Source organism: Mycolicibacterium rhodesiae (assembly GCF_002086695.1).
Classification (GTDB): Bacteria; Actinomycetota; Actinomycetes; order Mycobacteriales; family Mycobacteriaceae; genus Mycobacterium; species Mycobacterium rhodesiae.
On the sequence record NZ_MVIH01000028.1, the window covers coordinates 1 to 25528 of the forward strand.

Annotated in this window: 25 protein-coding genes and 1 pseudogene; 22 read left to right on the forward strand and 4 right to left on the reverse strand. The window is 67.5% G+C overall.

Annotation, left to right across the window (positions count from 1 at the left end; translation table 11 throughout):
- Positions 1–97 precede the first annotated feature (97 nt).
- On the reverse strand, positions 98–724 hold the full coding sequence (locus BST42_RS27670; RefSeq protein WP_083122912.1) for a B-4DMT family transporter: 627 nt from the start codon (positions 722–724) through the stop codon (positions 98–100).
- Positions 725–757: 33 nt separating this feature from the next.
- Here BST42_RS27670 and BST42_RS27675 point away from each other — a divergent pair, with 33 nt between their 5' ends.
- From BST42_RS27675 to nusB, 3 genes are read left to right on the forward strand one after another with little or no spacing between them, the layout of a single operon-like run.
- Positions 758–1852 (forward strand): M24 family metallopeptidase, encoded by a 1095-nt coding sequence (locus BST42_RS27675; RefSeq protein ID WP_083122913.1) that lies wholly within the window; start codon positions 758–760, stop codon positions 1850–1852.
- Positions 1853–1866: 14 nt separating this feature from the next.
- Positions 1867–2430: an elongation factor P gene (gene efp, locus BST42_RS27680; RefSeq protein ID WP_083122914.1), complete on the forward strand. Its 564-nt coding sequence runs from the start codon at positions 1867–1869 to the stop codon at positions 2428–2430.
- Between the two features lies 1 nt (position 2431).
- Positions 2432–2923 (forward strand): transcription antitermination factor NusB, encoded by a 492-nt coding sequence (gene nusB / locus BST42_RS27685; RefSeq protein ID WP_083122915.1) that lies wholly within the window; start codon positions 2432–2434, stop codon positions 2921–2923.
- A 109-nt stretch (positions 2924–3032) separates the two neighbouring features.
- Here nusB and BST42_RS27690 read toward each other — a convergent pair whose 3' ends face one another.
- Positions 3033–3833, reverse strand: coding sequence for a BtpA/SgcQ family protein (locus BST42_RS27690; protein ID WP_083122916.1), 801 nt, complete (start codon positions 3831–3833; stop codon positions 3033–3035).
- Between the two features lie 170 nt (positions 3834–4003).
- Between BST42_RS27690 and BST42_RS27695 the strand changes: the two genes are divergently transcribed.
- The 8 genes and pseudogenes from BST42_RS27695 (at position 4004) to BST42_RS27730 (ending at position 11983) form a co-directional block, all read left to right on the forward strand.
- The gene (locus BST42_RS27695; RefSeq protein WP_237159617.1) at positions 4004–4813 is read left to right on the forward strand and encodes a DeoR/GlpR family DNA-binding transcription regulator; all 810 of its coding nucleotides are present in this window, start codon (positions 4004–4006) and stop codon (positions 4811–4813) included.
- Positions 4810–6294, forward strand: coding sequence for an FGGY-family carbohydrate kinase (locus BST42_RS27700; RefSeq protein WP_083122918.1), 1485 nt, complete (start codon positions 4810–4812; stop codon positions 6292–6294). The genes BST42_RS27695 and BST42_RS27700 overlap by 4 nt, the downstream gene beginning before the upstream one ends.
- Positions 6291–7064, forward strand: a complete 774-nt coding sequence (locus BST42_RS27705; RefSeq protein ID WP_083122919.1) for an SDR family NAD(P)-dependent oxidoreductase — start codon at positions 6291–6293, stop codon at positions 7062–7064. Before BST42_RS27700 ends, BST42_RS27705 begins: the two co-directional genes overlap by 4 nt.
- A gap of 31 nt (positions 7065–7095) precedes the next feature.
- Positions 7096–8412 (forward strand): ABC transporter substrate-binding protein, encoded by a 1317-nt coding sequence (locus BST42_RS27710; RefSeq protein WP_083122920.1) that lies wholly within the window; start codon positions 7096–7098, stop codon positions 8410–8412.
- A 55-nt stretch (positions 8413–8467) separates the two neighbouring features.
- Positions 8468–9322, forward strand: a complete 855-nt coding sequence (locus BST42_RS27715) for a carbohydrate ABC transporter permease (protein WP_237159618.1) — start codon at positions 8468–8470, stop codon at positions 9320–9322.
- Positions 9319–10135 (forward strand): annotated as a pseudogene (locus tag BST42_RS30405) (carbohydrate ABC transporter permease). The gene BST42_RS27715 and the pseudogene BST42_RS30405 overlap by 4 nt, the downstream one beginning before the upstream one ends.
- Before the next feature lie 25 nt (positions 10136–10160).
- On the forward strand, positions 10161–11237 hold the full coding sequence (locus tag BST42_RS27725) for an ABC transporter ATP-binding protein (RefSeq protein ID WP_083122921.1): 1077 nt from the start codon (positions 10161–10163) through the stop codon (positions 11235–11237).
- Entirely contained in the window at positions 11237–11983 is a 747-nt protein-coding gene (locus BST42_RS27730) for an inositol monophosphatase family protein (protein ID WP_083122922.1), read from the forward strand. Before BST42_RS27725 ends, BST42_RS27730 begins: the two co-directional genes overlap by 1 nt.
- Here BST42_RS27730 and BST42_RS27735 read toward each other — a convergent pair.
- Positions 11980–13182 (reverse strand): serine hydrolase domain-containing protein, encoded by a 1203-nt coding sequence (locus tag BST42_RS27735; protein ID WP_083122923.1) that lies wholly within the window; start codon positions 13180–13182, stop codon positions 11980–11982. The genes BST42_RS27730 and BST42_RS27735 overlap by 4 nt on opposite strands.
- A gap of 122 nt (positions 13183–13304) precedes the next feature.
- Here BST42_RS27735 and pyrR point away from each other — a divergent pair, with 122 nt between their 5' ends.
- Genes pyrR through pyrF form a run of 7 tightly spaced genes read left to right on the forward strand, consistent with a single transcriptional unit; the run spans position 13305 to position 21924 of the window.
- The gene (gene pyrR, locus BST42_RS27740) at positions 13305–13871 is read left to right on the forward strand and encodes a bifunctional pyr operon transcriptional regulator/uracil phosphoribosyltransferase PyrR (protein ID WP_083122924.1); all 567 of its coding nucleotides are present in this window, start codon (positions 13305–13307) and stop codon (positions 13869–13871) included.
- Positions 13868–14821, forward strand: a complete 954-nt coding sequence (locus tag BST42_RS27745; RefSeq protein WP_083122925.1) for an aspartate carbamoyltransferase catalytic subunit — start codon at positions 13868–13870, stop codon at positions 14819–14821. The genes pyrR and BST42_RS27745 overlap by 4 nt, the downstream gene beginning before the upstream one ends.
- Positions 14818–16110 (forward strand): dihydroorotase, encoded by a 1293-nt coding sequence (locus BST42_RS27750; RefSeq protein ID WP_083122926.1) that lies wholly within the window; start codon positions 14818–14820, stop codon positions 16108–16110. The genes BST42_RS27745 and BST42_RS27750 overlap by 4 nt, the downstream gene beginning before the upstream one ends.
- Positions 16107–16637, forward strand: coding sequence for a PH-like domain-containing protein (locus BST42_RS27755; protein WP_083122927.1), 531 nt, complete (start codon positions 16107–16109; stop codon positions 16635–16637). The genes BST42_RS27750 and BST42_RS27755 overlap by 4 nt, the downstream gene beginning before the upstream one ends.
- Positions 16634–17755, forward strand: coding sequence for a glutamine-hydrolyzing carbamoyl-phosphate synthase small subunit (carA, locus tag BST42_RS27760; protein WP_083122928.1), 1122 nt, complete (start codon positions 16634–16636; stop codon positions 17753–17755). Before BST42_RS27755 ends, carA begins: the two co-directional genes overlap by 4 nt.
- Complete coding sequence (carB, locus tag BST42_RS27765; protein WP_083122929.1) at positions 17756–21097, forward strand: carbamoyl-phosphate synthase large subunit; 3342 nt, start codon at positions 17756–17758, stop codon at positions 21095–21097. It begins immediately after the preceding gene.
- A gap of 8 nt (positions 21098–21105) precedes the next feature.
- A complete protein-coding gene (gene pyrF, locus BST42_RS27770; protein ID WP_083122930.1) occupies positions 21106–21924 on the forward strand; it encodes an orotidine-5'-phosphate decarboxylase in 819 nt (272 codons plus the stop codon).
- Between the two features lie 38 nt (positions 21925–21962).
- On the opposite strand, the gene BST42_RS27775 is transcribed toward pyrF, so the two are convergent.
- Positions 21963–22400 (reverse strand): hypothetical protein, encoded by a 438-nt coding sequence (locus BST42_RS27775; RefSeq protein WP_083122931.1) that lies wholly within the window; start codon positions 22398–22400, stop codon positions 21963–21965.
- Positions 22401–22869: 469 nt separating this feature from the next.
- On the opposite strand from BST42_RS27775, the gene mihF reads away from it, so the two are divergent.
- From mihF to coaBC, 4 genes are all read left to right on the forward strand, one after another.
- The gene (gene mihF / locus BST42_RS27780) at positions 22870–23193 is read left to right on the forward strand and encodes an integration host factor, actinobacterial type (RefSeq protein ID WP_036338016.1); all 324 of its coding nucleotides are present in this window, start codon (positions 22870–22872) and stop codon (positions 23191–23193) included.
- A gap of 7 nt (positions 23194–23200) precedes the next feature.
- Positions 23201–23818: a guanylate kinase gene (gmk, locus tag BST42_RS27785; protein ID WP_083122932.1), complete on the forward strand. Its 618-nt coding sequence runs from the start codon at positions 23201–23203 to the stop codon at positions 23816–23818.
- Positions 23819–23899: 81 nt separating this feature from the next.
- Positions 23900–24202 (forward strand): DNA-directed RNA polymerase subunit omega, encoded by a 303-nt coding sequence (rpoZ, locus tag BST42_RS27790; RefSeq protein ID WP_036338010.1) that lies wholly within the window; start codon positions 23900–23902, stop codon positions 24200–24202.
- Positions 24203–24223: 21 nt separating this feature from the next.
- Positions 24224–25468, forward strand: coding sequence for a bifunctional phosphopantothenoylcysteine decarboxylase/phosphopantothenate--cysteine ligase CoaBC (gene coaBC / locus BST42_RS27795; RefSeq protein WP_083122933.1), 1245 nt, complete (start codon positions 24224–24226; stop codon positions 25466–25468).
- The last annotated feature ends 60 nt before the right edge of the window (positions 25469–25528 follow it).

A 25528-nucleotide genomic window follows, 5' to 3' on the forward strand; every position in this document is an offset into this window, starting at 1 on the left:
TAAGCAGCTCGCACTTCACTCGGAGGTCTTCGTCATGTCACTACGCCACGCCGTACTTAACGTCCGTGGTCAGTACATCTAGTCCGGCGCCGGTCCACTACGACTTGTCGGACTTGCCCGTCATGTCGATCTGCTCGGTCGGCTCGTCGCGCTCGGCGGTGGCCACCGGCGAGGTGTGCGCCTCGGTCGCCGCGGACTCGTGGTGCTCCAGACCCGCGATCGGTCCGGTGCGGTCGTCTTCGCCGCGTGCGGCGTCGAACACGTCGCCGGTGCTGCCGTCCTCACGACGACGCTCCTGCGGCGGCCGCTTGCGGTCGACCAGGAAACGCCCGAGCGCAACGGCCGCGATGGCCGGGATGAACACCATCAGCGCGGTGAACGCCGCGAAGGTGGTGACCTCGCTGATCAGGCCCTCGGCATATACGTTCTTGTAGAACAGCGACACGATCCAGGTGATCAGACCGCTGACGATGCCTGCGACGAGTCCGGCCAGCAGCCAGGTCATCGCCAGGTCGCGGCGCCGGTCCGGGTCGGGGTTGGCATTGGCGTCGGAACGACCGTCGATCAGACCCCACAGGAACGCCGCGATACCGAACAGCACGACCAGCACGATGCTGATCAGTCCCGCCTTGGTTTCGTAGATGTTGATCAGCGTGCCTTGCACGAGACGGACGATCACCATGCCGGCAGCGAACGCCAGGCCGCGCAACAACCACGTAGTCATGAGGGACCAGCGTAGCGAGTACCGTCAGCGACCGTGACACATTGCCAACGTCGGGATCGGCTGGCCGCCCGGCTGTCCGCCGACGGACTGGACGCGATCGTGGTCAGTGACCTGGTCAACGTGCGTTATCTCTCCGGTTTCACCGGCTCGAACGCGGCGCTGCTGGTGTTCGCGGGCGACACGCCCGACGTGCTGGCCACCGATTCGCGGTACCGGACCCAGGCCGCCCAGCAGGCCCCGGACCTGGAAACCGTCATCGAGCGAGCCTGCGGACGTCATCTGGTGGGTCGCGCGGTCGCCGACGGCGCCCGACGGATCGGCTTCGAGAGTCACGTCGTGACCGTCGACGGATTCGACGCCCTGGCCCGCGAAGTCGACGAACAGCCCGCCGCCGAGCTGGTGCGGGCCTCCGGCACCGTCGAGGCGCTGCGCGAGATCAAGGACGCCGGTGAGCTCGCCCTGCTGCGGCTGGCCTGTGAAGCCGCCGACGCCGCCCTTGCGGTGCTGGTGAGCAGCGACGGGCTGCGGCCGGGCCGGACCGAGCGCGAGGTCGGTCGCCAGCTCGAAGCGCTGATGCTCGAGCACGGCGCCGACGGGCCGTCGTTCGAGACCATCGTGGCCACCGGAGCCAATTCGGCGATCCCGCATCACCGGCCCACCGACGCGGTGCTGGCCGGCGGGGACTTCGTCAAGATCGACTTCGGCGCGCTGGTCGGGGGCTACCACTCCGACATGACCCGCACGTTCGTGCTCGGGGCGGCGGCCGACTGGCAGCTGGAGATCTACGAGCTGGTGGCGGCGTCCCAGCGGGCCGGCCGCAACGCTCTCGAGGTGGGTGCGGATCTTCGTGACGTGGACGGTGCGGCCAGGCAGGTGATCGTCGACGCCGGCTACGGCGAGTTCTTCGGGCACGGCCTCGGGCACGGTGTCGGACTGCAGATCCACGAAGCGCCGGGAATCAACTCCGCCGCCGCCGGTACACTGCTTGCTGGCTCCGTGGTGACCGTGGAACCCGGTGTCTACCTGCCCGACCGTGGCGGTGTCCGCATCGAGGACACCCTGGTCGTCGGCGAACGAAGCCCCGAACTACTGACCCGGTTCCCCAAGGAACTGACCGTCCTGACTTAGGAGAACGACCTACCGTGGCATCCACTGCCGATTTCAAGAATGGCCTTGTGCTGAACATCGACGGCCAGCTCTGGCAGATCACCGAGTTTCAGCACGTCAAACCGGGCAAGGGCCCCGCATTCGTGCGTACCAAGCTCAAGAACGTGCTGTCCGGCAAGGTCGTCGACAAGACCTACAACGCCGGGGTGAAGGTGGAGACCGCGACCGTCGACCGGCGCGACGCCACCTACCTCTACCGCGACGGCTCGGACTTCGTGTTCATGGACTCCGAGGACTTCGAGCAGCACCCGCTGCCCGAGGCGCTGGTGGGCAGGCTGGCAGATTTCCTGCTGGAGGGCATGCCGGTGCAGATCGCGTTCAACGAGGGCTCACCGCTGTACCTGGAGCTGCCGGTGACCGTCGAACTCGAGGTCGCCAGCACCGAGCCCGGCCTGCAGGGCGACCGTTCCAGCGCGGGCACTAAGCCTGCGACGCTGGAGACCGGAGCCGAGATCCAGGTTCCGCTGTTCATCAACACCGGCGACAAACTGAAGGTCGATTCCCGCGACGGCAGTTACCTGGGGCGTGTGAACTCCTGATATGGCCGACCGCAAGGCCGACAAGGGTCGGCATCAGGCGCGCAAGCGCGCCGTCGACCTGCTGTTCGAGGCGGAGGCCCGGGGTCTGACCCCGGCCGAGGTGGCCGAGGGACGCAGTGCGCTGGCCGAGGCGAACGCGGACGTGTCGGCGTTGAACCCGTACACCGTGACCGTCGCGCAGGGAGTCACGGCAAATACGGCCCATATCGACGAACTGATCACCTCGCACCTGCAGGGCTGGACGCTGGAGCGGCTGCCCGCCGTGGACCGCGCGATCCTGCGGGTGGCGGTGTGGGAGCTGCTGCACGCCGAGGACGTTCCGGAGCCAGTGGCCGTCGACGAGGCAGTCGAGTTGGCCAAGGAGCTGTCCACCGACGACTCGCCGGGCTTCGTCAACGGCGTGCTCGGCCAGGTCATGTTGGTAACCCCGCAGATCCGGGCGGCCTCGCAAGCAGTCACAGACGCAGTCCGGGGTCCCGGCCCCGAGGCGTGACCTCCCCGCGTCCAGGTCGCGACTCGGCCCTACCGGTTAGCTGGTTCCGGCTGCGTCCTGGTGTGTGACCGCGCGACGGCTGTGGCGGCAGGAGGAACGGCGCGTCGGCTCAGCTCCTGGCGTTGGCCATCAGCTCGGCGACCCGTTCGCGCTGAGCCGGGTTCTCGAAGATCCCGTCCTTCTTGAAGTAGGTCCCGACGATGGCACCGTCGGCGACGGCCAGTTGGTCGGCGACGTTCTCGGCCCTGACACCGGTGTTGACGAACACCGGGACGGTCCCCGCGGACTTCTTGACCACGGACAGCGCCTCGAGATCCGTTGGGGCGCCTGCCGTCAGCCCCGATACGCAGATCGCGTCGGGGAGTGTGGCGAACACCGTGGTGCGGGTGATCGACGCGAGATCGCGCTGCGCGAGGTAGGTGGCGGACTCGGGGACGATGTTGAAGAACAGCTTCACCCCAGCGCCGCCGATGCGGGTGCGGTGACGGGCAACCTCACCGATGTTGGTGTCCCACAACCCGAAGTCGCTGGCGTACACGCCCGTGAAGATCTCACGGACAAACTGTGCGCCGGTCGCGACGGCGAGGTCGATCGAGGCGCGACCGTCCCACAACACGTTGACCCCGTAGGGAATTGAGATGTCGCCGAGCAATTGACCGATGATGCGGGCCATGGTGATCGCGGTGATCGGTTCGGTCTTCGTGAGGTAGGGCAGGCTGAACTCGTTCGAGATCATCACCCCGTCGACGCCGCCCTGCTGAAGCGCGTCGAGTTCCTCCTTGGCGCGGTCCACCACGGCCGTGAGTCCGGCGCGGGTGTCGAATCCGGGGTCGCCGGGCAGCGCGGAGAGGTGAAGCATCGCGATGACGGGCTTCTGTACGGAGAAGACCTCTCGCACCCAGTCGGCCATGTGAACCCCTTTCGATTGAGACTGTCTGTTTCTAACGCACCGTCGTGGCGTTCTGCAAGAAAATTACATCTTGTTCTAAATCTGCCGGTAATTGTTGCAGGCAAGTCGTGAAGACTTTACATTGAGTCCCACACTTCGTGAATCACTCACAACAAGGAGCGGGCGAACTGGTGTCAGCCAAGACGCGGCGTGCGCAGATAGAGCAGCGGGTCCTCGACGAGGGCGAGATCGAATACGCCTCGTTGGCACAGGAATACGGCGTCTCCGAGATGACGATCCGCCGAGACGTCGACGCGTTGGAGGCATCCGGTCTGGTCCGGCGCGTCACCGGCGGAGCGATCAAGGCCTATCAGAAGGCCGAAGAACCATCGTTCGAGAGTCGGGCGTCGCGATCGGCCACCGAGAAGATGCACATCGCCGAGGCGGCGGTGGAACTTCTCGAGCCGGGTGAGACCGTCATCCTCGACAGCGGCAGCACCGTACTGGCAGTGGCCCGCGCCATCCGCGGTCGTAAACTCGGGCTCACCATCGTCACACCGAGCCTGCTGGCGGCGATCGAGCTCGCAGACGAACCGGATACCACGATCATCGTCACCGGGGGACACCTTCGTCCCGGCGAGCTGAGCCTGATCGGCTTCGAAACCGAAGCGGTGTACCAGATGTACAACTGCGACACCTACATCATGGGTGTCGCCGGAGTCGATCCGGTCCGCGGTCTGACCGACTATCACCGGGTCGAGGGCAGCGCCAAGCGGGCCGCCGCCGGCGCCGCCGACCGCATCATCGTCGTTGCCGACGAGTCCAAACTCGGCCGGGTGCAACTGCTGACCGTTGCCCCGCTGAGCGCGGCGGGCCACATCGTCACCGACAGCCCGCCCGACCATCCGACCCTGGTGGCTGCCCGCAACCTCGGCGTCGAAGTGCTGTGCGTGGATCGAGACGGCAAGGCCGCCGACGGTGATCTGGACGAAGCCCTGTGAGCGGCTACACCATCGGCGTGGACATCGGCACCACGGGCACCAAGACGGTGCTGCTGGACACCGAAGGTGGCATCGTCAGTCAAACCAGCCGCGAATCAACACTTTTCAGTGACCGGCCCGGCTGGGCCGAGGCGGACCCGGACCAATGGTTGGCCAATGTGGTCAGCTCGCTGCAGGAGGTCGTCGTTGCGGCGGGTATCGCACCGGCTGACGTGAAAGCTGTCGCCACCACGGGCATGGTGCCTGCGGTGATTGCCATCGATGCCGACGGCCGACCGCTGCGCCGGGCGATTCTGCAGAACGACGCCCGGGCCGCCGACGAAATACGGACTTTGGCAACAGCGCTGGCCGACATCGACCTCGTCGAACTGACGGGTGCCGCACTGACCCAGCAGTCGGTGGCCCCCACCGCGCTGTGGCTGCAGCGCAACGAGCCCGACATCGTCGCCCGGACAGCGTATTTCGTCGGCTCGTACGACTGGCTGCTGGTCGCCCTCGGTGCCGCCGCTCACGTCGAGAAGAACTGGGCCCTGGAGTCCGGCCTGTTCACCATCGACGGGCAACCGGTCGGCGCGGTGATGTCCGCCGCCGGTCTCGATCCTGCTCTGCTGCCGCCCGTCCGGTCGCCCGGAGAGGTTGCCGGTGGGCTGAGCGACCAGTTCGCCGAACGTACCGGCCTGCGGGCGGGCACCCCACTGGTCGTCGGTGGAGCCGATCATGTGTTGTCGGCATTCGCCGCGGGCGTCGAAGAACACGGCGACTGGCTGGTGAAGCTGGGGGGAGCCGGCGACATCCTGGTGGCCAGTGACGATCCCGTCGTCGATCGACGTCTCTACCTGGATGCCCATCCGGTGCCCGGGCGGTGGCTGCCCAACGGCTGCATGGCCACCAGCGGCAGCCTGATCCGCTGGTTCCAAAGCCTCGTCGGCGGTGAGGATCTGCTGAACCTCGACGCCGAGGCGCAGCACCGGCGTCCCGCCGAAGTGCTCTGCCTTCCGTACTTCCTCGGCGAGAAGAGCCCACTGCATGACCCCGATCTGCGCGGTGTCTACGCCGGTCTGCATCTGGGCACCACCCGGGCCGACATGTACCGCTCGACCCTGGAGGCCATCGCCTTCGGCTTCCGTCACCACGTCGAGGTGTTCGGCGAACTGGGTATCGAACTCGGTCGTGCGTCGATCACCAACGGTGGCAGCAAGTCCACGCTGTGGAAGCAGATCCACGCCGAGGTTCTCGGCGTGCCGGTTCATCCCATCGTCGACCATCCCGGCGCCTCACTGGGGGCCGCTCTGATCGCCGCGGTCGGTGTCGGAGCGCTGGCGGGATGGGACCAGTGCCGGCACTTCGTCCGGCTCGGGGAACCCGTGGTGCCGAACCCCGACAACGTCGCGGTGTACGACGCCGCCTATCAGGAATGGCGCGACCTGGCCACCGCCACCACCGCCATCTCGCACACGCTAGCCGAAAGGACTCGTCAATGAGCAAGACCGTGGTCGTCACCGGAGCCGGATCGGGAATCGGTAAGGCGATCGCTACCGTTGCGGCCCAACGTGGTTGGCGAGTCGTTGTCACCGACATCGATCTCGACGCCGCCACCGCGGTCGCGGCCGGACTGGACGACCCGGCCGGCGTGGGCCACGAAGCCACTCAGCTCGACGTCACCGACCCTGCGCAGGCCGCCATGGTCGCCGACGACGTCGCCGACCGGCTCGGACTGGACGCGTGGATGAGCAACGCCGGCATCTCGTTCATGGTCCCGTTCCTCGAGGTGTCGCTGGACAACTACGACCTGACGATGGACATCAACCTCAAAGGGGTGTTCATCTGCGGGCAGGCGGCAGCCCGCGCGATGGTCCGCACCGGACGCCGCGGGACGATCGTGAACACCGCGTCGATGGCGGGCAAGCAGGGCCGGGTGCCGTATCTCTCCGACTACGTCGCCTCCAAGCATGGTGTCGTCGGACTGACCCAGGCGATGGCATACGAGCTGGCCGAGCACGGCATCACCGTCAACTGTGTGTGCCCCGGATTCGTGGCCACACCGATGCAGTCGCGCGAACTGGACTGGGAAGCGGAGCTTCGCGGGACCACGCCCGACAAGGTCAAGCAGATGTGGATCGACGACACACCGCTCGGCCGTCTCCAGCAGCCGGAGGACGTGGCCTACAGCGTCGCCTTCCTGCTCTCCGATGACGCCCGGTTCATCACCGGCGAGGCGCTTGCCGTCAACGGCGGCGCCTACATGGATTAACCCTGATGTTCACCACCGAAAAGGGGAAGCAATGAAGTTCAAAACTCCAGGGTTGCGGCGCGCCGCAACATGTCTGGGCGCCATCGGCGCTTCAGCGCTCCTGCTGTCGGGGTGCGCGGGCAGCGGCGGGCCGGAAACTCCGTCTGCCACCGGGTCGGGTCAGGTCCCGACCGACATCACGGGCACCGTCAACATCCTGATGGAGAACGTGCCCGACACCGACATCGTCAAATCGATGATCCCCGAGTTCAACAAGAAGTATCCGAACATCAAGGTGAACATCGAGCCGCAGACCTACGACCAGATCCGCGACAAGCTGGTCGCATCCTTCCAGGCGCCCAAGGCGACGTACGACCTCGTCGTCGTCGACAACGTGTGGATGAAGGACTTCGTCGCCGCGAACTGGCTGCAGCCGTTGGATTCCCGCATCGACTCGACAACCGACTACGACTATGCGGACTTCTTCAAGCCACTCACCGACATCGACACCGTCGACGGCAAGCGGTACGCGGTGCCGTTCTACAACTACGCGCTCGGGTACATCTACAGCGTGCCCGACTACCAGAAGGCGGGTCTGAGCGAACCCAAGACGCTCGACGACCTGGTGGCCAACTCCAAGAAGCTGGTCTCCGGTGACCGGGCCGGCATCGCGATGCAGCCGCAGCGCGGCTACAAAGTGTTCGAGGAGTGGGCCAACTTCCTGTTCGCCGCGGGCGGTTCGATCTACGACGACTCGGGCAAGTACACCCTCGACACACCCGAGGCCAAGAAGGCGCTGACGGCCTACGTCGACCTGTACAACACTGCCGCCCCGAAGAACAGCCTCAACTGGGGCTTCGACGAGGCCGGCCGGTCGGTGTCCAGCGGGCAGTCGGCGTCGCTGGTGAGCTACAACTGGAATCTGCCGTCGCTCAACGCCCCGGACGGCACGGCCGCCAAGTCCGGTGTCGGCCCGTTCAAGCTGACCGCCATGCCCGGTGGCGTCGATGTGCTGGGCTCGTGGAGCTGGGCGATCCCGCAGAACTCCGGGAACGCCGATGCCGCATGGGCATTCGCGTCCTGGCTGACCTCCAAGCCGGTCGACCTCGAGCGGGTCGTCAAGGGCGGCGCGGTCATCCGCAGCAGCAGCACGCAGGATCCGAAGGTCCTCGCTGACGGATTCGGTGCCGACTACTACGCGGTGGTCTCCGACATCCTCTCCAAGGCCAAACCGCTGAGCAACCAGACCAACGCCGAGGAGATGATCCAGGCCGTCGGAACGGAACTGAACGAGGCCGTGGCCGGCACCAAGAGCATCGACGACGCACTGCGCGACGCGCAGGCGGCCGCCGAGAAGACCCGAGGCTGACCCCGATTCTCACACTGTGGGAGCCGGCGACCGTGACGAGTAGGAAGGACCCGGCATGACCAGATTCAAATACGGGATGTTGAGTCCACTGCTGGCGCTGTTCGTCGCGGTCGTCGGATTCCCGCTGTTCTACGCGCTCTACCTCAGCGCCACCGACTACAAACTGACCGATCGGCGTGCGCCCCGATTCGTCGGATTCACGAACTACGTCAACACCCTCACCAACGCCGACTTCTGGCAGGCGTTCGGGACCACCGCCACCTACGTACTGGTGGCGGTGGTGCTCGAACTGGTCATCGGCCTGGTGCTGGCGATGGCGTTGCAGCGCCAGAAGTGGGCCCGGGACGTCACGCGCGCGATGCTGCTGGCGCCGATGTTCATCACCCCGGTCGCCGTCGGCCTGACGTTCCGGTTCTTGCTGAATGACCAACTCGGCGCTATCCCGTTCGTGCTGAAGAAGTTCGGCGTCGACATCGACTTTCTGGGTACCGGTCATGCGCTGTACACGCTGGCGCTCATCGACGTCTGGCAGTGGACACCGTTCATGGTGTTGCTGTTGCTCGCCGGCCTGGAATCGATCCCCAAACAGCCGCTGGAGGCGGCCCGGGTGGACGGTGCACCGCCCTGGTATGTGTTCTGGCGGGTCATCCTGCCCCTGCTGCGGCCCGTGCTGGCCGTCGCGGTGCTCCTGCGGGCGCTGGATGCGATGAAGGTCTTCGAGTACGTCTACGCCACCACCAAAGGCGGTCCCGGCACCGAAACCCAGACCCTGCAGTACTACACGTATCAGACCGGCGTGCAGTTCTTCCGGCTCGGCAGTGCGGCGTCGATGGCGTTCGTGGTACTCGCCGTGGTGCTGACCGCGGTTGTGATCACATTCCGGCTGCTGGAGAGGAACCGCGACGCATGAGCAGCGTGAAGGGATACACCCTGGCTCGCATCGTGGTGCTGTGGGTCGGTGTCGTCGTTGTGGTCATGCCGATCGCCTGGATCGTGCTGGCGAGCTTGAAAACTCCTGTGCAGCTCAATGATCCGGGTCTCGTCCTGTTCAGTCCCAGCCTGGACAGCTGGCGTTCGGTGCTGTCCTCCGGCATCCTCGACGCGGCGGCACGCAGTTTCGGAGTCGCCTTCATCAGCGTGGCGATCAGCCTCGTTGTCGGCTGCATGGGTGCCTACGCGATCACCACGTACCGCGCCGGCGGAACCGCCACCCGATTCGGACTGCTTGCCGCGCAGATGATTCCGCCGGCCGTGCTGGTCTTCCCGTTCCTGACCATGGCGTACGCGTTGCGGCTGCAGGACAGCCTGGTGCCGGTGATATTCGCGCACCTGAGCTTCGTCGCGCCGGTGGTGACGTGGTTTCTCATCGGCTTCTTCGAGGCGGTGCCGAAGTCGATCGAAGAACAGGCCCGAGTCGACGGCTTCGGCCGGTTTCGAGCGTTCCTGCTGGTGGTCTTGCCTCAGGTGTTACCCGGAATCGGCGCATCGGGCGATCTTCGGCTTCACGCTGTCATGGAACGACATGTTCTACGGGCTGATCCTGGCGCCGGGCAACGCCAAGATCCTCCCGGTGGCGATCGCCGGGTTCAACACGTTCCGCGGGGTGCAGATCGGGTCGATGTGCGCGGCGATCCTGATCGCCGTCGTCCCGGTCGTCATCGCGAGCTTTTTTGTTCAGCGCCGCCTGGTCCAGGGCATCAGCGGCGGCGCGGTCAAGACCTAGCACGGCAGGAGAGAACGAAAGCAGAATGGCTACAGTCACTTTCAGTGGTGTCAACAAGGCCTACGGCGATGCTCAAATCGTCCATGACCTCGATCTCGAGATGTCGGACGGGTCGTTCACTGTGTTGGTGGGTCCGTCGGGATGCGGTAAGTCGACATCGCTTCGGATGCTGGCCGGACTGGAACCTGTCACCGCAGGCACCATCCGGATCGGCGACAAGGACGTCACCGCGCTGGAACCCAAGGACCGCGACATCGCCATGGTGTTCCAGAACTACGCGCTGTATCCGCACCTGACCGTCGAGCAGAACATCGCGTTTCCGCTGCGCGCCAAAAAGATCGCCAAGAAGGAAGCCCGCGATCGTGCCGCGGCCGTCGCGGAAACGCTCGGCCTCACCGGCGCACTGTCGCGAAAGCCGAAGGACCTCAGCGGCGGTCAGCAGCAGCGCGTCGCGATCGGCCGGGCGATCATCAGGGAGCCCGCGGTGTTCCTGTTCGACGAGCCGTTGAGCAACCTCGATGCCAAGCTCCGCGTCGAAACCCGCACCGAGCTGCTGCGCATCCAGCGTCGGCTGGGCATCACATCGCTCTACGTCACCCACGATCAGGAAGAGGCGATGACGCTGTCCGACCGCATGGTCGTGATGAACGAAGGGCGCATCGCACAACAGGGCGCCCCGCTGGAGGTGTACAACAAACCGGCCAGCACCTTCGTCGCCGGCTTCGTGGGCAGTCCGAAGATGAATCTGGTGCCCGGTGTGATCGACAGCGGTGTCTTCCGCTCATCGGACGGCCTGGCGCTGCCGGTCGGAGACGTCGCCCGGCACTCCGAGCCGGTCATGGTCGGCTTCCGCCCAGAGCATCTCGTTCTGAGCCGGGTGCACGGCGATGTAGCACCCGGTTCCACCGGCCGAGTGGCCCTGATCGAGCATCTCGGCCCGCGCGCGATCGTGGCGGTCGAGGCGTCCGGTTGCACGCTGGTCAGCGTTCTCGACATCGCGCAGCTCGGCGATCTCGCCGAAGGCGCCCCGGTCGCGATGTCCGTCCGCGACGGCGGACTGCACGTGTTCGACAAATCCACCGGCGCGCGCGTCGACTCGTGATGGACACTTCGGAGTTGCTCGACGTCGCCCTGGCGGCCGCGCGCAGCGGCGCGGACGTGCTCGCCGCGGGCGCCCGAGGCGATCTCCAGATCACGACCAAGGGTGAGCACGGCAACCTGGTCACGAACGTCGACGTCGCCGCCGAGCATGCGGTGCGCGAGGTGATCGAGGCGCGGCGGCCCGCCGATGAGGTCACCGGGGAGGAACTGCCCCCCGCCGGGCGGCAGACCGCTGCGGTCAGGTGGTCGATCGATCCGCTCGACGGGACCACCAATTTCACCCGGGGAATCCCGTACTACGCAACGTGTGTCGGTGCGGTAGATGCCGACGGCCGCTGGCTCGCCGGGGCGGTCGTGGCCCCGGCGCTGGGCAAGACCTACTTCGCCCAGCGCGGCGGGGGTGCCTGGCTCGCCGACGGCGCCGGGGTGCGCCGGCTCACCGGGCCCTGCCGCGAGCCGGGGGCGCGTCTGCTGGGAATGGGTTACTCGTATTCCGCCGATGTCCGACGCGAGCAGTTCACCTTGACCGCGCAGCACATGCACGACTACACCGACGCGCGGATCTTCGGGTCTGCGGCGTTGGCGATCTGCGCCGTCGCCGAGGGCGCCATCGACGGGTTCGTCGAAACCGATCTCGCCGAGCATGATTGGGCCGCCGCGGTCGTGGTCGCCGAAGAGGCCGGGCTTCGGGTCAGCCGGCCGGGCCCGGGGTCGTCGGCAGTGGCCGTCGAACTGGGGGAGCGCTAGAGACCGAGCGCGCCGTAGGTGCGCTTGACGAACTTCGGCTGAACCGACTGCAACTTGGCCAGCGAGGTGTTGCCGGCCACTGCCTCGGCCGGCGCACTCATGTTCGGATAGTTCTGGATCAGATAGATCAGGATCAGGTCGTTGGCCGGGTCGGCCTGCCACCAGGTTCCGTACGCGCCGGGCCAGCTGAACGTGCCCAGCCCGCCGGGGCCGTACAACTGTGCGGATTTCGCCGGATCGGTCACCACCGAGAGGTTCAAGCCGAAGCCGCGCCCCACCCAGAACGGAAGACCCAGGAACGGGAACTGTTTTTGCTCCGAGGTCAGCCGGTCGGTGCGCATCGACTGCACCGACTCCGGCGACAGGACCCGCACCCCGTCGACGTCCCCGCCGCCCAGCAGCATGCGGGCGAAGCGCAGATAGTCGTCAACGGTGGTGACCAGACCGGCCCCGCCCTGACAGAACCGCGGCTCGGTCACCGGGATGGGCCCCATGGCGTCGTGCTGCAGGCCGGACTCCGGGTCGAGGCGGTACATGGTGGCGGCGCGGGCGCGCTTGTCGGGAGAGATGAAGAAGCCGGTGTCGGACATGCCGAGGGGTTCGAAGATCCGCTCGGCGAGGACGGTGTGCAGCGGTTTGCCCTCGATGCGGGAGATCGCGATGCCGAGCATGTCGGTGGCTTGGCTGTAGGTGAGCCGCTCACCGGGCTGGTGCACCAGCGGCAGCTTGGCGATCTCGGCGAGCCAGTGATCCTGGTCCTGGCGCAGCGACACCTGCCCGTAGGCGCGGCTGATCGGGCCGGCCACCGAGAACACGTAGGCCAGCCCGCTGCGGTGGGTCATCAGATCGTCGATCGTGATGGCCCGGCGCGCGGGCACCGTGTGGTCCAGCGGGCCGGCCGGGTCCACCAGGACCTGCATGTCGGCCAGCTCCGGCAGCCAGCGGGTGACCGGATCGGTCAGTGTGAGCTTGCCCTCGTCGACGAGCGCCATCGCGGCCGCCACCGTGACCGGCTTGGTCATCGAGGCGACCCGGAAGATCGTGTCGCGCTGCATCGGTAGACCGGCCTCGACGTCGCGATACCCGATCTCGTTGACCTGCAGCACGTTTCCGCGCTGCCAGGCCAGGGTGACGGCGCCGGCCAGTAGTCCGGAATCGACTGCCTGCACGACGGAGGTGCGGTTGTCCCCGAGGTTCACGGTAAGAACTCTACTGACGGGCGTGTTTCGGGATCCGCAGGCAAGGGGTGTTACGCTGCCCGACAGTTCGACATCCTTTAACGATCCGTCCAGAGAGGCGGAGAAGGAGGTCCGGAAAGCTCGTGGGCTCCACCGACCGCGAATTGATGTCCGATGCGGACGTCGGTAGAACCGTTTCCCGCATCGCCCACCAGATCATCGAGAAGACCGCTCTCGACGCCCCCGATGCACCTCGCGTCATCCTCCTCGGCATCCCGACCCGGGGCGTCACTCTCGCCAACCGGCTGGCTGCCAAGATCCACGAATTCTCCGGCGTCACCGTGGAGCGCGGCGGCCTCGACATCACGCTCTACCGCGACGACCTCGACTTCAAGCCGCCCCGCGCCCTCGAGGAGACCTCCATCCCGGCGGGCGGAATCGACGGCGCACTGGTGATCCTCGTCGACGACGTGCTCTACACCGGACGGTCGGTCCGCTCGGCGCTGGACGCCCTGCGCGACATCGGCCGTCCCAGGGTGGTTCAACTGGCGGTCCTCGTCGACCGCGGGCACCGCGAGCTGCCGCTGCGGGCGGACTACGTCGGCAAGAACGTACCCACCTCGCGCAGCGAGAACGTCAAGGTGCGGTTGGTGGAGGACGACGGCGTGGAAGGTATCTGGATCGCACCGCAGGGAGGCCCGGCTAGATGACGATCAGGCATCTGCTCTCGGCGGCCGACCTGACCCGCGACGAGGCGACGGCGATCCTGGACAACGCCGACCGGTTCCGGCAGGCGTTGCTCGGGCGCGAGGTGAAGAAGCTCCCGACGCTGCGCGGACGCACGATCATCACGATGTTCTACGAGAACTCCACCCGCACCCGGGTGTCGTTCGAGGTGGCAGGCAAGTGGATGAGCGCCGACGTGATCAATGTCAGTGCCTCGGGGTCCTCGGTGGCCAAGGGTGAATCCCTGCGCGACACCGCGCTGACGTTGCGCGCCGCAGGCGCCGATGCGCTGATCATCCGCCATCCGGCATCCGGTGCGGCTCAGCAACTGGCCGAGTGGACCCTCGAGGACGACGGCACAGGCCCGTCGGTCATCAACGCCGGCGACGGTACCCACGAGCACCCCACCCAGGCACTGCTCGACGCGCTCACGCTGCGGCAGCGCCTCGGCGACATCGAAGGCCGGCGAGTGGTGATCGTCGGCGACATCCTGCACAGCCGGGTGGCGCGGTCGAACGTGTCGCTGCTGGCCACACTGGGCGCCGAGGTGGTGCTGGTCTCGCCGCCGACGCTGCTGCCGGTCGGGGTGGCCGACTGGCCGGTGACGGTGTCACACGATCTGGACGCCGAGCTGCCCGCCGCCGACGCGGTGATGATGCTGCGCGTGCAGGCCGAACGGATGAACGGCGGATTCTTCCCCTCCGAGCGCGAGTACTCGATCCGGTACGGGCTGTCCGATCGCAGGCAGGCGGTGTTGCCCGGACATGCCGTGGTGCTCCACCCCGGGCCGATGCTGCGCGGCATGGAGATTTCCTACGCGGTGGCGGATTCGTCGCAATCAGCTGTGCTGCAACAGGTTTCCAACGGTGTGCACGTCCGGATGGCAGTGCTGTTCCATCTGCTGGTCGGCACGGACGAGGCGGTGTCGGTATGAGCGTGTTGGTCAAGGGCGTTCGGCTCTACGGCGAAGGTGACCAGGTCGACGTCCTGGTGACCGACGGCCAGATCGCCGAGATCGGACCCAAGCTGGCGGTGCCCGATGACGCCGACGTGATCGACGCCACCGGGCAGGTGCTGCTGCCGGGGTTCGTCGACCTGCACACCCACCTGCGTGAACCCGGCCGCGAATACGCCGAGGACATCGAAACCGGTTCGGCCGCAGCCGCTCTGGGTGGCTACACGGCGGTATTCGCAATGGCCAACACCGACCCGGTCGCCGACAGCCCGGTGGTGACCGACCATGTGTGGCGGCGCGGCCAGCAGGTCGGCCTGGTCGACGTGCACCCGGTGGGAGCGGTGACCGTAGGGCTCAAGGGCAAGCAGCTCACCGAGATGGGCCTGATGGCAGGCGGGGTCGCCCAGGTCAAGTTGTTCTCCGACGATGGTGTGTGCGTGGACGACCCGCTGGTGATGCGTCGGGCGCTGGAGTACGCCACCGGCCTGGGCGTGCTGATCGCCCAGCACGCCGAGGAACCGCGCCTGACCGTCGGCGCCGTCGCGCACGAAGGCCCCAACGCCGCGCGACTCGGCCTGGCCGGCTGGCCGCGGGCCGCCGAGGAATCGATCGTGGCCCGTGACGCACTACTGGCCCGCGACGCCGGCGCCCGGGTGCACATCTGCCACGCCTCCACGGCCGGCACGGTCGAACTCATCAAATGGGCTAAACAACAGGGTATTTCGATCACAGCCGAAGTCACCCCGCATCACCTGCTGCTCGACGACAGTCGGCTGGCCAGCTACGACGGGGTGAACCGGGTGAACCCGCCGCTGCGCGAGGCCGCCGATGCCGAAGCCCTGCGCCGGGCGCTTGCCGACGGGGTGCTCGACTGCGTGGCCACCGACCACGCACCGCACGCCGAGCAGGAGAAGTGTTGCGAGTTCTCCAAGGCCCGGCCGGGCATGCTGGGTCTGCAGACCGCGCTGTCGGTGGTCGTCGAGACGATGGTGGCGACCGGGCTGCTGGACTGGCGCGGCGTGGCACGGGTGATGAGCGAGAACCCGGCCCGCATCGTCGGGCTCGACGACCAGGGCCGCCCGCTCGAGGTCGGCGAGCCGGCCAACCTGGTCGTGGTCGATCCCGACGCCACCTGGGTGGTCGATGGAGCCGACCTGGCCAGCCGCTCGGCCAATACGCCGTTCGCATCGATGACCTTGCCCGCCACGGTCACCGCGACCCTGCTGCGCGGTGTGGTCACTGCGCGGGACGGGAAGAGCCCCGCATGAATACCGGCACGGCGATCGGATCGTTCGTCTTCGCGTTCGTGATCGTCGTCATCATCGGTGTGCTGATCGGCCGGATGTTGCGCGGCTGGAAGCGACGGGCTCGTCGGCAACATGACTTGCTGGGCGAACTGCCCGCGCTGCCGGACATGCTCGGTTCGGCGACTGTCGCACCAACCCGCGGGCTCTATGTGGGTAGCACACTGGCGCCTAATTGGCTGGAGCGCATCGCCGCCGGCGATCTAGGGTATCGGTCGAAGGCGGTGCTGACCCGCTACCCCGAGGGCATCCTGCTCGAGCGCTCCGGCGCGACGCCGATCTGGATCCCGCAGGATGCCATCACCGCCATCCGCACCGAGCGCGGACTGGCGGGAAAGGTCATCCCCGGCGGCCGCAACAAGTCCGACTCGCAGGCAGGGATCCTGGCGATTCGGTGGCGGCTGCCGTCAGGCACCGAGATTGATACGGGTTTTCGCGGCGACGACCGCCGCGACTATGCCCGGTGGACGACAACAGGAGAAGCAGCGTGACGGGTAAAGCCCATCTGGTACTGGAGGACGGGCGGGTCTACACCGGCACCGAATTCGGTGCGCTCGGAGAGACTCTCGGCGAGGCGGTGTTTTCCACCGGGATGTCGGGCTATCAGGAGACCCTCACCGACCCCAGCTATCACCGCCAGATCGTGGTGGCCACCGCCCCGCAGATCGGCAACACCGGCTGGAACCACGAGGACGCCGAGAGCCGTGGCGACAAGATCTGGGTGGCCGGCTACGTCGTGCGCGACCCGTCGCCGCGCGCCTCGAACTGGCGCGCGACCGGCACCCTGGACGACGAACTCAAACGGCAGGGCATCGTCGGGATCGCAGGCATCGACACCCGTGCGGTGGTGCGCCACCTGCGCAGCCAAGGCTCGATGAAGGCCGGGGTGTTCTCGGGACCGGCACTGGCCGGCACCGAGGAACTGCTCAGCCGGGTTCGCAACCAGCCCTCCATGCTGGGCGCCGACCTGGCCGGTCAGGTATCCACCGACGCGGTGTACACCGTGGAAGCCGAAGGGCAGCAACGGTTCACGGTTGCGGCCATCGACCTCGGCATCAAGACCAACACCCCGCGCAACTTCGCCAAACGCGGCATCGCGACCCACGTGCTGCCCGCTGACGCGACATTCGAGCAGATCGCCGACCTACGTCCGGACGGGGTGTTCTTGTCCAACGGCCCCGGCGACCCGGCGACCGCCGACCACATCGTCGGGGTCACCCGTGAGGTACTCGGCGCCGGAATCCCGCTGTTCGGCATCTGTTTCGGGAATCAGATCCTGGGCCGGGCGCTGGGCCGGTCCACCTACAAGATGGTGTTCGGGCACCGCGGCATCAACGTGCCGGTGATCGACCACCAGACCGGCACCGTCGCGATCACCGCGCAGAACCACGGCTTCGCGCTGGAAGGCGAAGCGGGCGAGGTCTTCGACACCGACTTCGGGCCGGCGATCGTCAGCCACACCTGTGCCAACGACGGCGTCGTCGAGGGCATCAAACTCGTTGACGGACGGGCGTTCTCGGTGCAGTACCACCCGGAGGCCGCGGCAGGCCCACATGACGCGAACTACCTGTTCGACCAATTCATCGACCTGATGGCGGGGGAGAAGTAGATGCCACGTCGCGACGACCTCAAACACATCCTGGTCATCGGTTCCGGCCCGATCCTCATCGGGCAGGCCGCCGAATTCGACTACTCCGGCACCCAGGCCTGTCGCGTGCTGCGCGCGGAAGGCCTCGAGGTCATCCTGATCAACTCCAATCCGGCGACGATCATGACCGACCCGGAGTACGCCGACCACACCTACGTCGAACCGATCACCCCGGCGTTCGTCGAGAAGGTGATCGCCCAGCAGGCGGCGCGCGGCAACAAGATCGACGCCGTGCTGGCCACCCTGGGCGGCCAGACCGCGCTCAACACCGCGGTGGCGCTGTACGAGAACGGCACGCTGGAGCGCTACGACGTCGAGATGATCGGTGCCGACTTCGACGCCATCCAGCGCGGCGAAGACCGGCAGAAGTTCAAGGACATCGTCGCCAAAGTTGGTGGCGAGTCCGCCAAGTCGCGGGTCTGCTACACCATGGCCGAAGTCCGGGAGACCGTCGCCGATCTCGGTCTGCCGGTGGTCGTGCGGCCCTCGTTCACGATGGGCGGTCTGGGCTCGGGTATGGCGTACTCGGTCGAGGACGTCGAGCGGATGGCCGGTGACGGGCTCGCTGCGTCGCCCACCGCGAACGTGCTGATCGAGGAATCGATCTACGGCTGGAAGGAATTCGAGCTCGAGTTGATGCGTGACCACCACGACAACGTGGTGGTGGTGTGCTCGATCGAGAACTTCGACCCGATGGGCGTGCACACCGGTGACTCGGTGACGGTGGCCCCGGCGATGACGCTGACCGACCGCGAATATCAGGTCATGCGGGATCTGGGCATCGCGATCCTGCGCGAGGTCGGCGTCGACACCGGCGGCTGCAACATCCAGTTCGCGGTGGACCCGAAAGACGGCCGTCTCATCGTGATCGAGATGAACCCGCGGGTGTCGCGGTCCAGCGCACTGGCGTCGAAGGCCACCGGCTTCCCGATCGCCAAGATCGCGGCCAAGCTCGCGATCGGCTACACGCTCGACGAGATCGTCAACGACATCACCAAGGAGACGCCGGCCTGCTTCGAGCCGACGCTGGACTACGTGGTGGTCAAGGCGCCGCGATTCGCGTTCGAGAAGTTCCCCGGCGCCGACCCGACGCTGACCACCACGATGAAGTCGGTCGGTGAGGCGATGTCGTTGGGTCGCAACTTCGTCGAGGCGCTCGGAAAGGTGATGCGCTCGCTGGAGACCACCCGCGCGGGTTTCTGGACCGGCCGTGACGACGACGGTGCGGTTGACGAGGTGCTGGACCGGTTGCGCACCCCGACCGAGGGCCGGCTCTACGACATCGAGCTGGCGCTGCGCCTCGGCGCCAGCGTGGAAGACACCGCGGCGGCATCCGGTGTCGACCCGTGGTTCGTCGAGCAGATCGCCGGTTTGGTGGCGCTGCGCCAGGAGCTGCTCGAGGCCCCCGTTCTGGACGAGGACCTGCTGCGCAGGGCCAAGCACAGTGGTCTGTCAGATCGTCAGATCTCCTCGCTGCGCACCGAATTGGCGGGGGAGGCCGGCGTCCGCGCGCTGCGGCAGCGGCTCGGCATCCACCCGGTGTTCAAGACCGTCGACACCTGCGCCGCGGAGTTCGAGGCCAAGACCCCGTACCACTACTCCAGCTACGAGCTGGATCCCGCCGCCGAGACCGAGGTGGCCCCGCAGACCGAGCGGCCCAAGGTGCTGATCCTGGGGTCCGGGCCGAACCGGATCGGGCAGGGCATCGAGTTCGACTACAGCTGCGTGCACGCCGCGACCACGCTGAGCGAGGCCGGCTTCGAGACCGTGATGGTCAACTGCAACCCCGAGACGGTGTCCACCGACTACGACACCGCCGACCGGCTGTACTTCGAGCCGCTGACGTTCGAGGACGTCCTCGAGGTGTACCACGCCGAATCGCAGTCCGGGCAGGGTGGCCCGGGCGTGGTCGGAGTGATCGTGCAGCTCGGCGGCCAGACCCCGCTGGGCCTGGCGCAGCGGCTGGCCGACGCCGGGGTGCCGATCGTCGGGACCCGGCCCGAAGCGATCGACCTGGCCGAGGACCGTGGCCGCTTCGGGCAGGTGCTGCACCAAGCCGGCTTGCCCGCACCGAAATTCGGCACCGCCACCAGCTTCGAGCAGGCCCGCGAGATCGCGGCCAGGATCGGCTATCCGGTGCTGGTCCGGCCGTCCTACGTCCTCGGCGGGCGCGGTATGGAGATCGTGTACGACGAGAAGACGTTGCACGGCTACATCACCCGCGCCACCCAGCTCTCACCCGAACACCCGGTCCTGGTCGACCGGTTCCTCGAAGACGCCATCGAGATCGACGTCGACGCGCTCTGCGACGGCACCGAGGTCTACATCGGCGGCGTGATGGAGCACATCGAGGAGGCCGGCATCCACTCCGGCGACTCGGCGTGCGCGCTGCCGCCGGTGACGCTGGGCCGCAGCGACATCGAGGCGGTGCGGCGGGCCACCGAGGCGATCGCGCACGGTGTGGGGGTGGTCGGACTGCTCAACGTGCAGTACGCGCTCAAAGACGACATCCTCTATGTCCTGGAGGCCAACCCGCGCGCCAGCCGCACCGTGCCGTTCGTCTCCAAGGCCACCGCGGTGCCGCTGGCCAAGGCCTGCGCACGAGTCATGCTGGGCGCCAGTATCTCCCAGCTCCGCGCGGAAGGTGTGCTGGCCGCGACCGGCGACGGCGCCACCCCCGCGCCGAACGCCCCGATCGCGGTCAAAGAAGCGGTGCTGCCGTTCCACCGGTTCCGCAAGGCCGACGGCACCGGTATCGACTCGCTGCTCGGGCCGGAGATGAAATCCACCGGTGAGGTGATGGGCATCGACCGCGACTTCGGCAGTGCGTTCGCCAAGAGTCAGACCGCCGCCTACGGGTCGCTGCCCAGCACCGGGACGATCTTCGTGTCGGTGGCCAACCGGGACAAGCGTTCGCTGGTCTTCCCCGTCAAGCGTCTCGCCGACCTCGGCTTCCGCGTGCTGGCCACCGAAGGCACCGCGGAGATGTTGCGGCGCAACGGAATTCCGTGCGACGTCGTGCGCAAGCATTTCGAGGAGCCGGGCGACGGCCGCCCGGCCATGTCGGCGGTGGACGCCATCCTCGCCGGCGACGTCAACATGGTGATCAACACCCCGTACGGCAACTCCGGGCCGCGCATCGACGGCTACGAGATCCGTTCGGCCGCGGTGTCGATGAACGTCCCCTGCATCACCACGGTGCAGGGCGCCTCGGCGGCCGTGCAAGGCATCGAGGCCGGCATCCGTGATGACATCGACGTGCGCTCGCTCCAGGAACTGCACGCCGCGCTGGGTCATGACTGAGATGGCTCATGACTGAGACCTTCGGCGCCCGGCTGGCCGCGGCGATCGGCGAGCGCGGTCCGCTGTGCCCGGGCATCGACCCGCACCCGGAACTGCTGCGGGCCTGGGACCTGCCGGTCAGCGCCGACGGTCTGGCGCGGTTCAGCGAGATCTGTGTGGCGGCCTACACCGGTTTCGCGATCGTCAAGCCGCAGGTGGCGTTCTTCGAGGCTTACGGCTCAGCGGGTTTCGCCGTCCTGGAGACCACGATCGCCGCCTTGCGCGAGGCAGGTGTGTTGGTGCTCGCCGACGCCAAGCGCGGCGACATCGGGTCGACGATGGCGGCCTATGCGCAAGCGTGGGCGGGCGAAGGCCCGCTGGCCGCCGACGCCGTCACCGCCTCGCCCTATCTCGGGTTCGGTTCACTGCAACCGCTTTTCGAGCTCGCCGCGGACAACGGCCGCGGCGTGTTCGTGCTGGCCGCGACGTCCAACCCGGAAGGCGCCTCGGTGCAGCGGGCCATGGCAGGGGAACGGACCGTCGCGCAGGCGATCGTCGACGACGCCGCCGCGCTGAATCGGGGCCGGTCACCGCTCGGTTCGGTCGGCGTCGTGGTCGGCGCCACGCTGGACGTGGTGCCCGACCTCAGCGGGCTCGGCGGGCCGGTGCTGGTGCCCGGCGTCGGCGCCCAGGGCGGACGCCCCGAGACGCTCGGCGGTCTCGGGGGCGCCCTACCCGGGCAGGTGCTGCCTGCGGTGAGCCGGGAGGTCCTGCGCGCCGGGCCGGACGTCGCGGCGATCCGGGCGGCAGCCGAGCAGCTGCGTGACGCGGTGGCCTACCTCGCCTGAGTCATTCCCCGGGTCGCTGCGCTCCAGCCCCCGGAGCTCTACAGCGGGATCCACACCCCGAACAGCCAGAAGCCCCAGGCCTGGTAGCCCTGGTCGAACACCGGGTTGACCCAGTTGCCGTTGTAGTTGAACGGCTGATGGTCCCAGCGGCCCTGGTCGATCCCGCGCCACCCGAGGTCGGGCGGCGGCGGGCCGGGCCGCCAGCCGCGGTCGTCGTCCCCGCGCCATTGCGGGCCGCCAGGCCCGCCACCAGGGCCGCCGCGCCAGTCCGCCGGGCCAGGTCCGCGGCGATCGCCTCCGGGTCCGCCCACGCCACGCTGGCCGGGTCCCTGACAGCCCTGGAAACCGCACTGGCCAGGGCCTGGTCCGGGGCCTCGGCCGGGATCGGCCAGCGCGGGCGCCGCTCCCACCGACAGCCCCGCGATGGTGATCCCGACTGCCAGTGCAGCAGCCCTGGTGGAATGTGTGATGGACATGGCACGCCCCTTCGAGGGTCGAATTTCTCGCTGAACACCCCGACATCGCCCACGTTAGGTAGCTGGGCTATGCAAAATCTTTCGCTCAGCTGTGCGTGCGGTAAGCGCGCGGACGGGGCCGTCTCGACACGCCCGACACGCCGTGACCTGCCTGTGAGGTGAAATTCGGCCCCGACCCATCCGGTCGGACGGGTGTCCGGTCCCGGGCGAACCACCCGGCGGGCAAGAACATGCAGGTGGCGCCACATTTTGCGGCCTGCTCGCGAAGATCGGCGCGCCGCCCCGGAGTGGGCGGACGGCTGTCTCGACAGCTGTCCGAACAAGGTGATCTTGGGCCATATCCTGCGGCTTTGCACCGGTAAGCAGGGGGTGGGGTTAGATTTCGTCAGAGAGCGTGGGTACGGTCGGCGTCGCTGGCTGAAGTACCCGGCCCAGGCAAAACAATGATGGTGATGAGACGGAGGAACCCGTGGCCCTTCCCCAGTTGACCGACGAGCAGCGTGCAGCCGCGTTGGAGAAGGCTGCTGCCGCGCGTCGCGCACGAGCTGAGCTCAAGGATCGGCTCAAGCGTGGTGGCACCAACCTCAAGCAGGTGCTCAAGGACGCTGAGACCGACGAGGTCCTCGGCAAGATGAAGGTTTCCGCACTGCTGGAAGCCCTGCCCAAGGTGGGCAAGGTCAAGGCGCAGGAAATCATGACCGAGCTCGAGATCGCCCCGACCCGCCGTCTGCGCGGACTCGGCGATCGGCAGCGCAAGGCATTGCTGGAAAAGTTCGACTTCACCGCTGACTAGACAGTCGGTGAATGCCGGCGGAGGGCCGGACAGCGCGGGCGCTACGCCTGACCACCGCGGCCGTGGCCGAGTGGTGGTGCTGTCCGGGCCGTCCGGGGTAGGGAAGTCGACGATCGTCCGCCGCCTGCGTGAGCAGGTGCCCGACCTGCATTTCAGCGTGTCGGCCACCACCCGGGCCCGCCGCCCGGGTGAGGTGGACGGCGTCGACTACCACTTCGTCACCCCCGCACGTTTTCAGCAGTTGATCGACGATGGTGAGCTGCTCGAATGGGCAGAGATCCACAACGGTCTGCAGCGCTCCGGCACCCTGGCCGCGCCGGTGGCCGAGGCCGCCGAGACCGGTCACCCGGTTCTGATCGAGGTAGATCTGGCCGGCGCCGACGCCGTCAAACGGGCGATGCCCGAGGCGTTGACCGTGTTCCTGGCGCCACCCAGCTGGGAAGCTCTCGAACAGCGATTGGCCGGTCGGGGCACCGAAACCCAAGAGCAGGTCGAGCGTCGTCTGGCCACCGCCCGGGCCGAGCTCGCAGCTCAGGGCCGGTTCGACGTGGTTGTCGTGAACAGCCAATTGGAGTCGGCCTGCGCTGAATTGGTATCCTTGCTGGTGGGCCGCGAAGATTCATGACAATCCAGCCCCCGAAGCCGGCGTGAGACACCGCCTCACCAGACCGAGTCAGACCCACAATCCGCCAGGAAGAAGTTCTACGTGACGCAAGCCAGCACGGATCACTACGATCCGGCCCCGGGTGCCGCAACCGCCTATGACACGCCGTTGGGCATCACCAACCCGCCCATCGACGAGTTGCTGGACCGGGTGTCGAGCAAGTACGCGCTGGTGATCTATGCGGCCAAGCGTGCCCGGCAGATCAACGACTACTACAACCAGCTCGGCGACGGCATCCTCGAATACGTCGGCCCGCTGGTCGAGCCCGGCCTTCAGGAGAAGCCGCTGTCGATCTCGATGCGCGAGATCCACGGCGACCTCCTCGAGCACACCGAAGGCGAGTAGCCCAGAAGCCCGGGCCAGTTGATGAACCGCAAGCGGATCATCGTCGGCGTCGCCGGTGGCATCGCCGCTTACAAGGCGTGTTCAGTGGTCCGCCAGCTCAGCGAGGCCGGCCATGACGTCCGCGTCATCCCCACCGAATCGGCACTGCGGTTCGTCGGCGCTGCCACGTTCGAGGCTTTGTCCGGGCATCCGGTCCGCACCGGCGTCTTCGAAGATGTCGACGAAGTCCCGCACGTCCGGCTCGGGCAGGAAGCCGACCTCGTCGTCGTCGCCCCGGCCACCGCGGACCTGCTGGCCCGCGCCGTCGCCGGCCGCGCTGACGACCTGCTGACCGCGACGTTGCTGACGGCCCGCTGCCCGGTGTTGTTCGCACCGGCCATGCACACCGAGATGTGGCTGCATCCGGCGACCGTCGCCAATGTGGAGACGCTGCGCCGCCGCGGGTCGGTGGTGCTGGAACCGGCTTCCGGGCGACTCATCGGCGCCGACACCGGCCCCGGGCGGCTGCCCGAGCCGGAGGAGATCACCACTTTCGCCGAGCTTCTGCTGGCCCGCGCCGACGCCATGCCCTTCGATTTGAGCGGCATCAAACTCCTGGTGAGTGCGGGCGGCACCCGCGAGGCGATCGACCCGGTCCGCTTCATCGGCAATCGCAGCTCGGGCAAGCAGGGATACGCGGTGGCCAGGGTGGCCGCCCAGCGTGGCGCCGACGTCACGCTGATCGCCGGCAACACCGCCGGGCTCGCCGACCCGGCCGGCGTACATGTTCTGCGCATCACGTCCGCCGAGCAGCTGCACGAGGCCGTCACCAAGCACGCGCCGGACGCCCACGTACTCGTGATGGCCGCCGCGGTCGCCGACTTCCGGCCCGCCCACGTGGCCACCAGCAAGATCAAGAAGAAGCTCGACGTGACCGAAGGGCCGGCGATCGACCTGGTGCGTACCGACGACGTGCTGGCCGGGGCGGTGCAACAGCGCGCCGACGGGCAGCTGCCGAATATGCGGGCGATTGTCGGCTTCGCCGCCGAAACCGGCGACGCGAACGGTGACGTGCTGTTCCACGCCCGGGCCAAGCTGGCCCGCAAGGGGTGCGATCTGCTGGTCGTCAATGCGGTCGGCGAGGGCCGGGCGTTCGAGGTGGACAACAACGACGGATGGTTGTTGAGCGCCGACGGCAGCGAGTCCGCGCTGGAGCACGGGTCGAAGACGCTGATGGCAAGCCGTATCGTGGACGCGATCGCGATGCTCCTGCGGCGCGAGGCCTAGCGTCGCAAGAGGAAGAAATGTGCGCAGAAGCCTTGCGCGGGACGTACCGTGCCGGTTTGG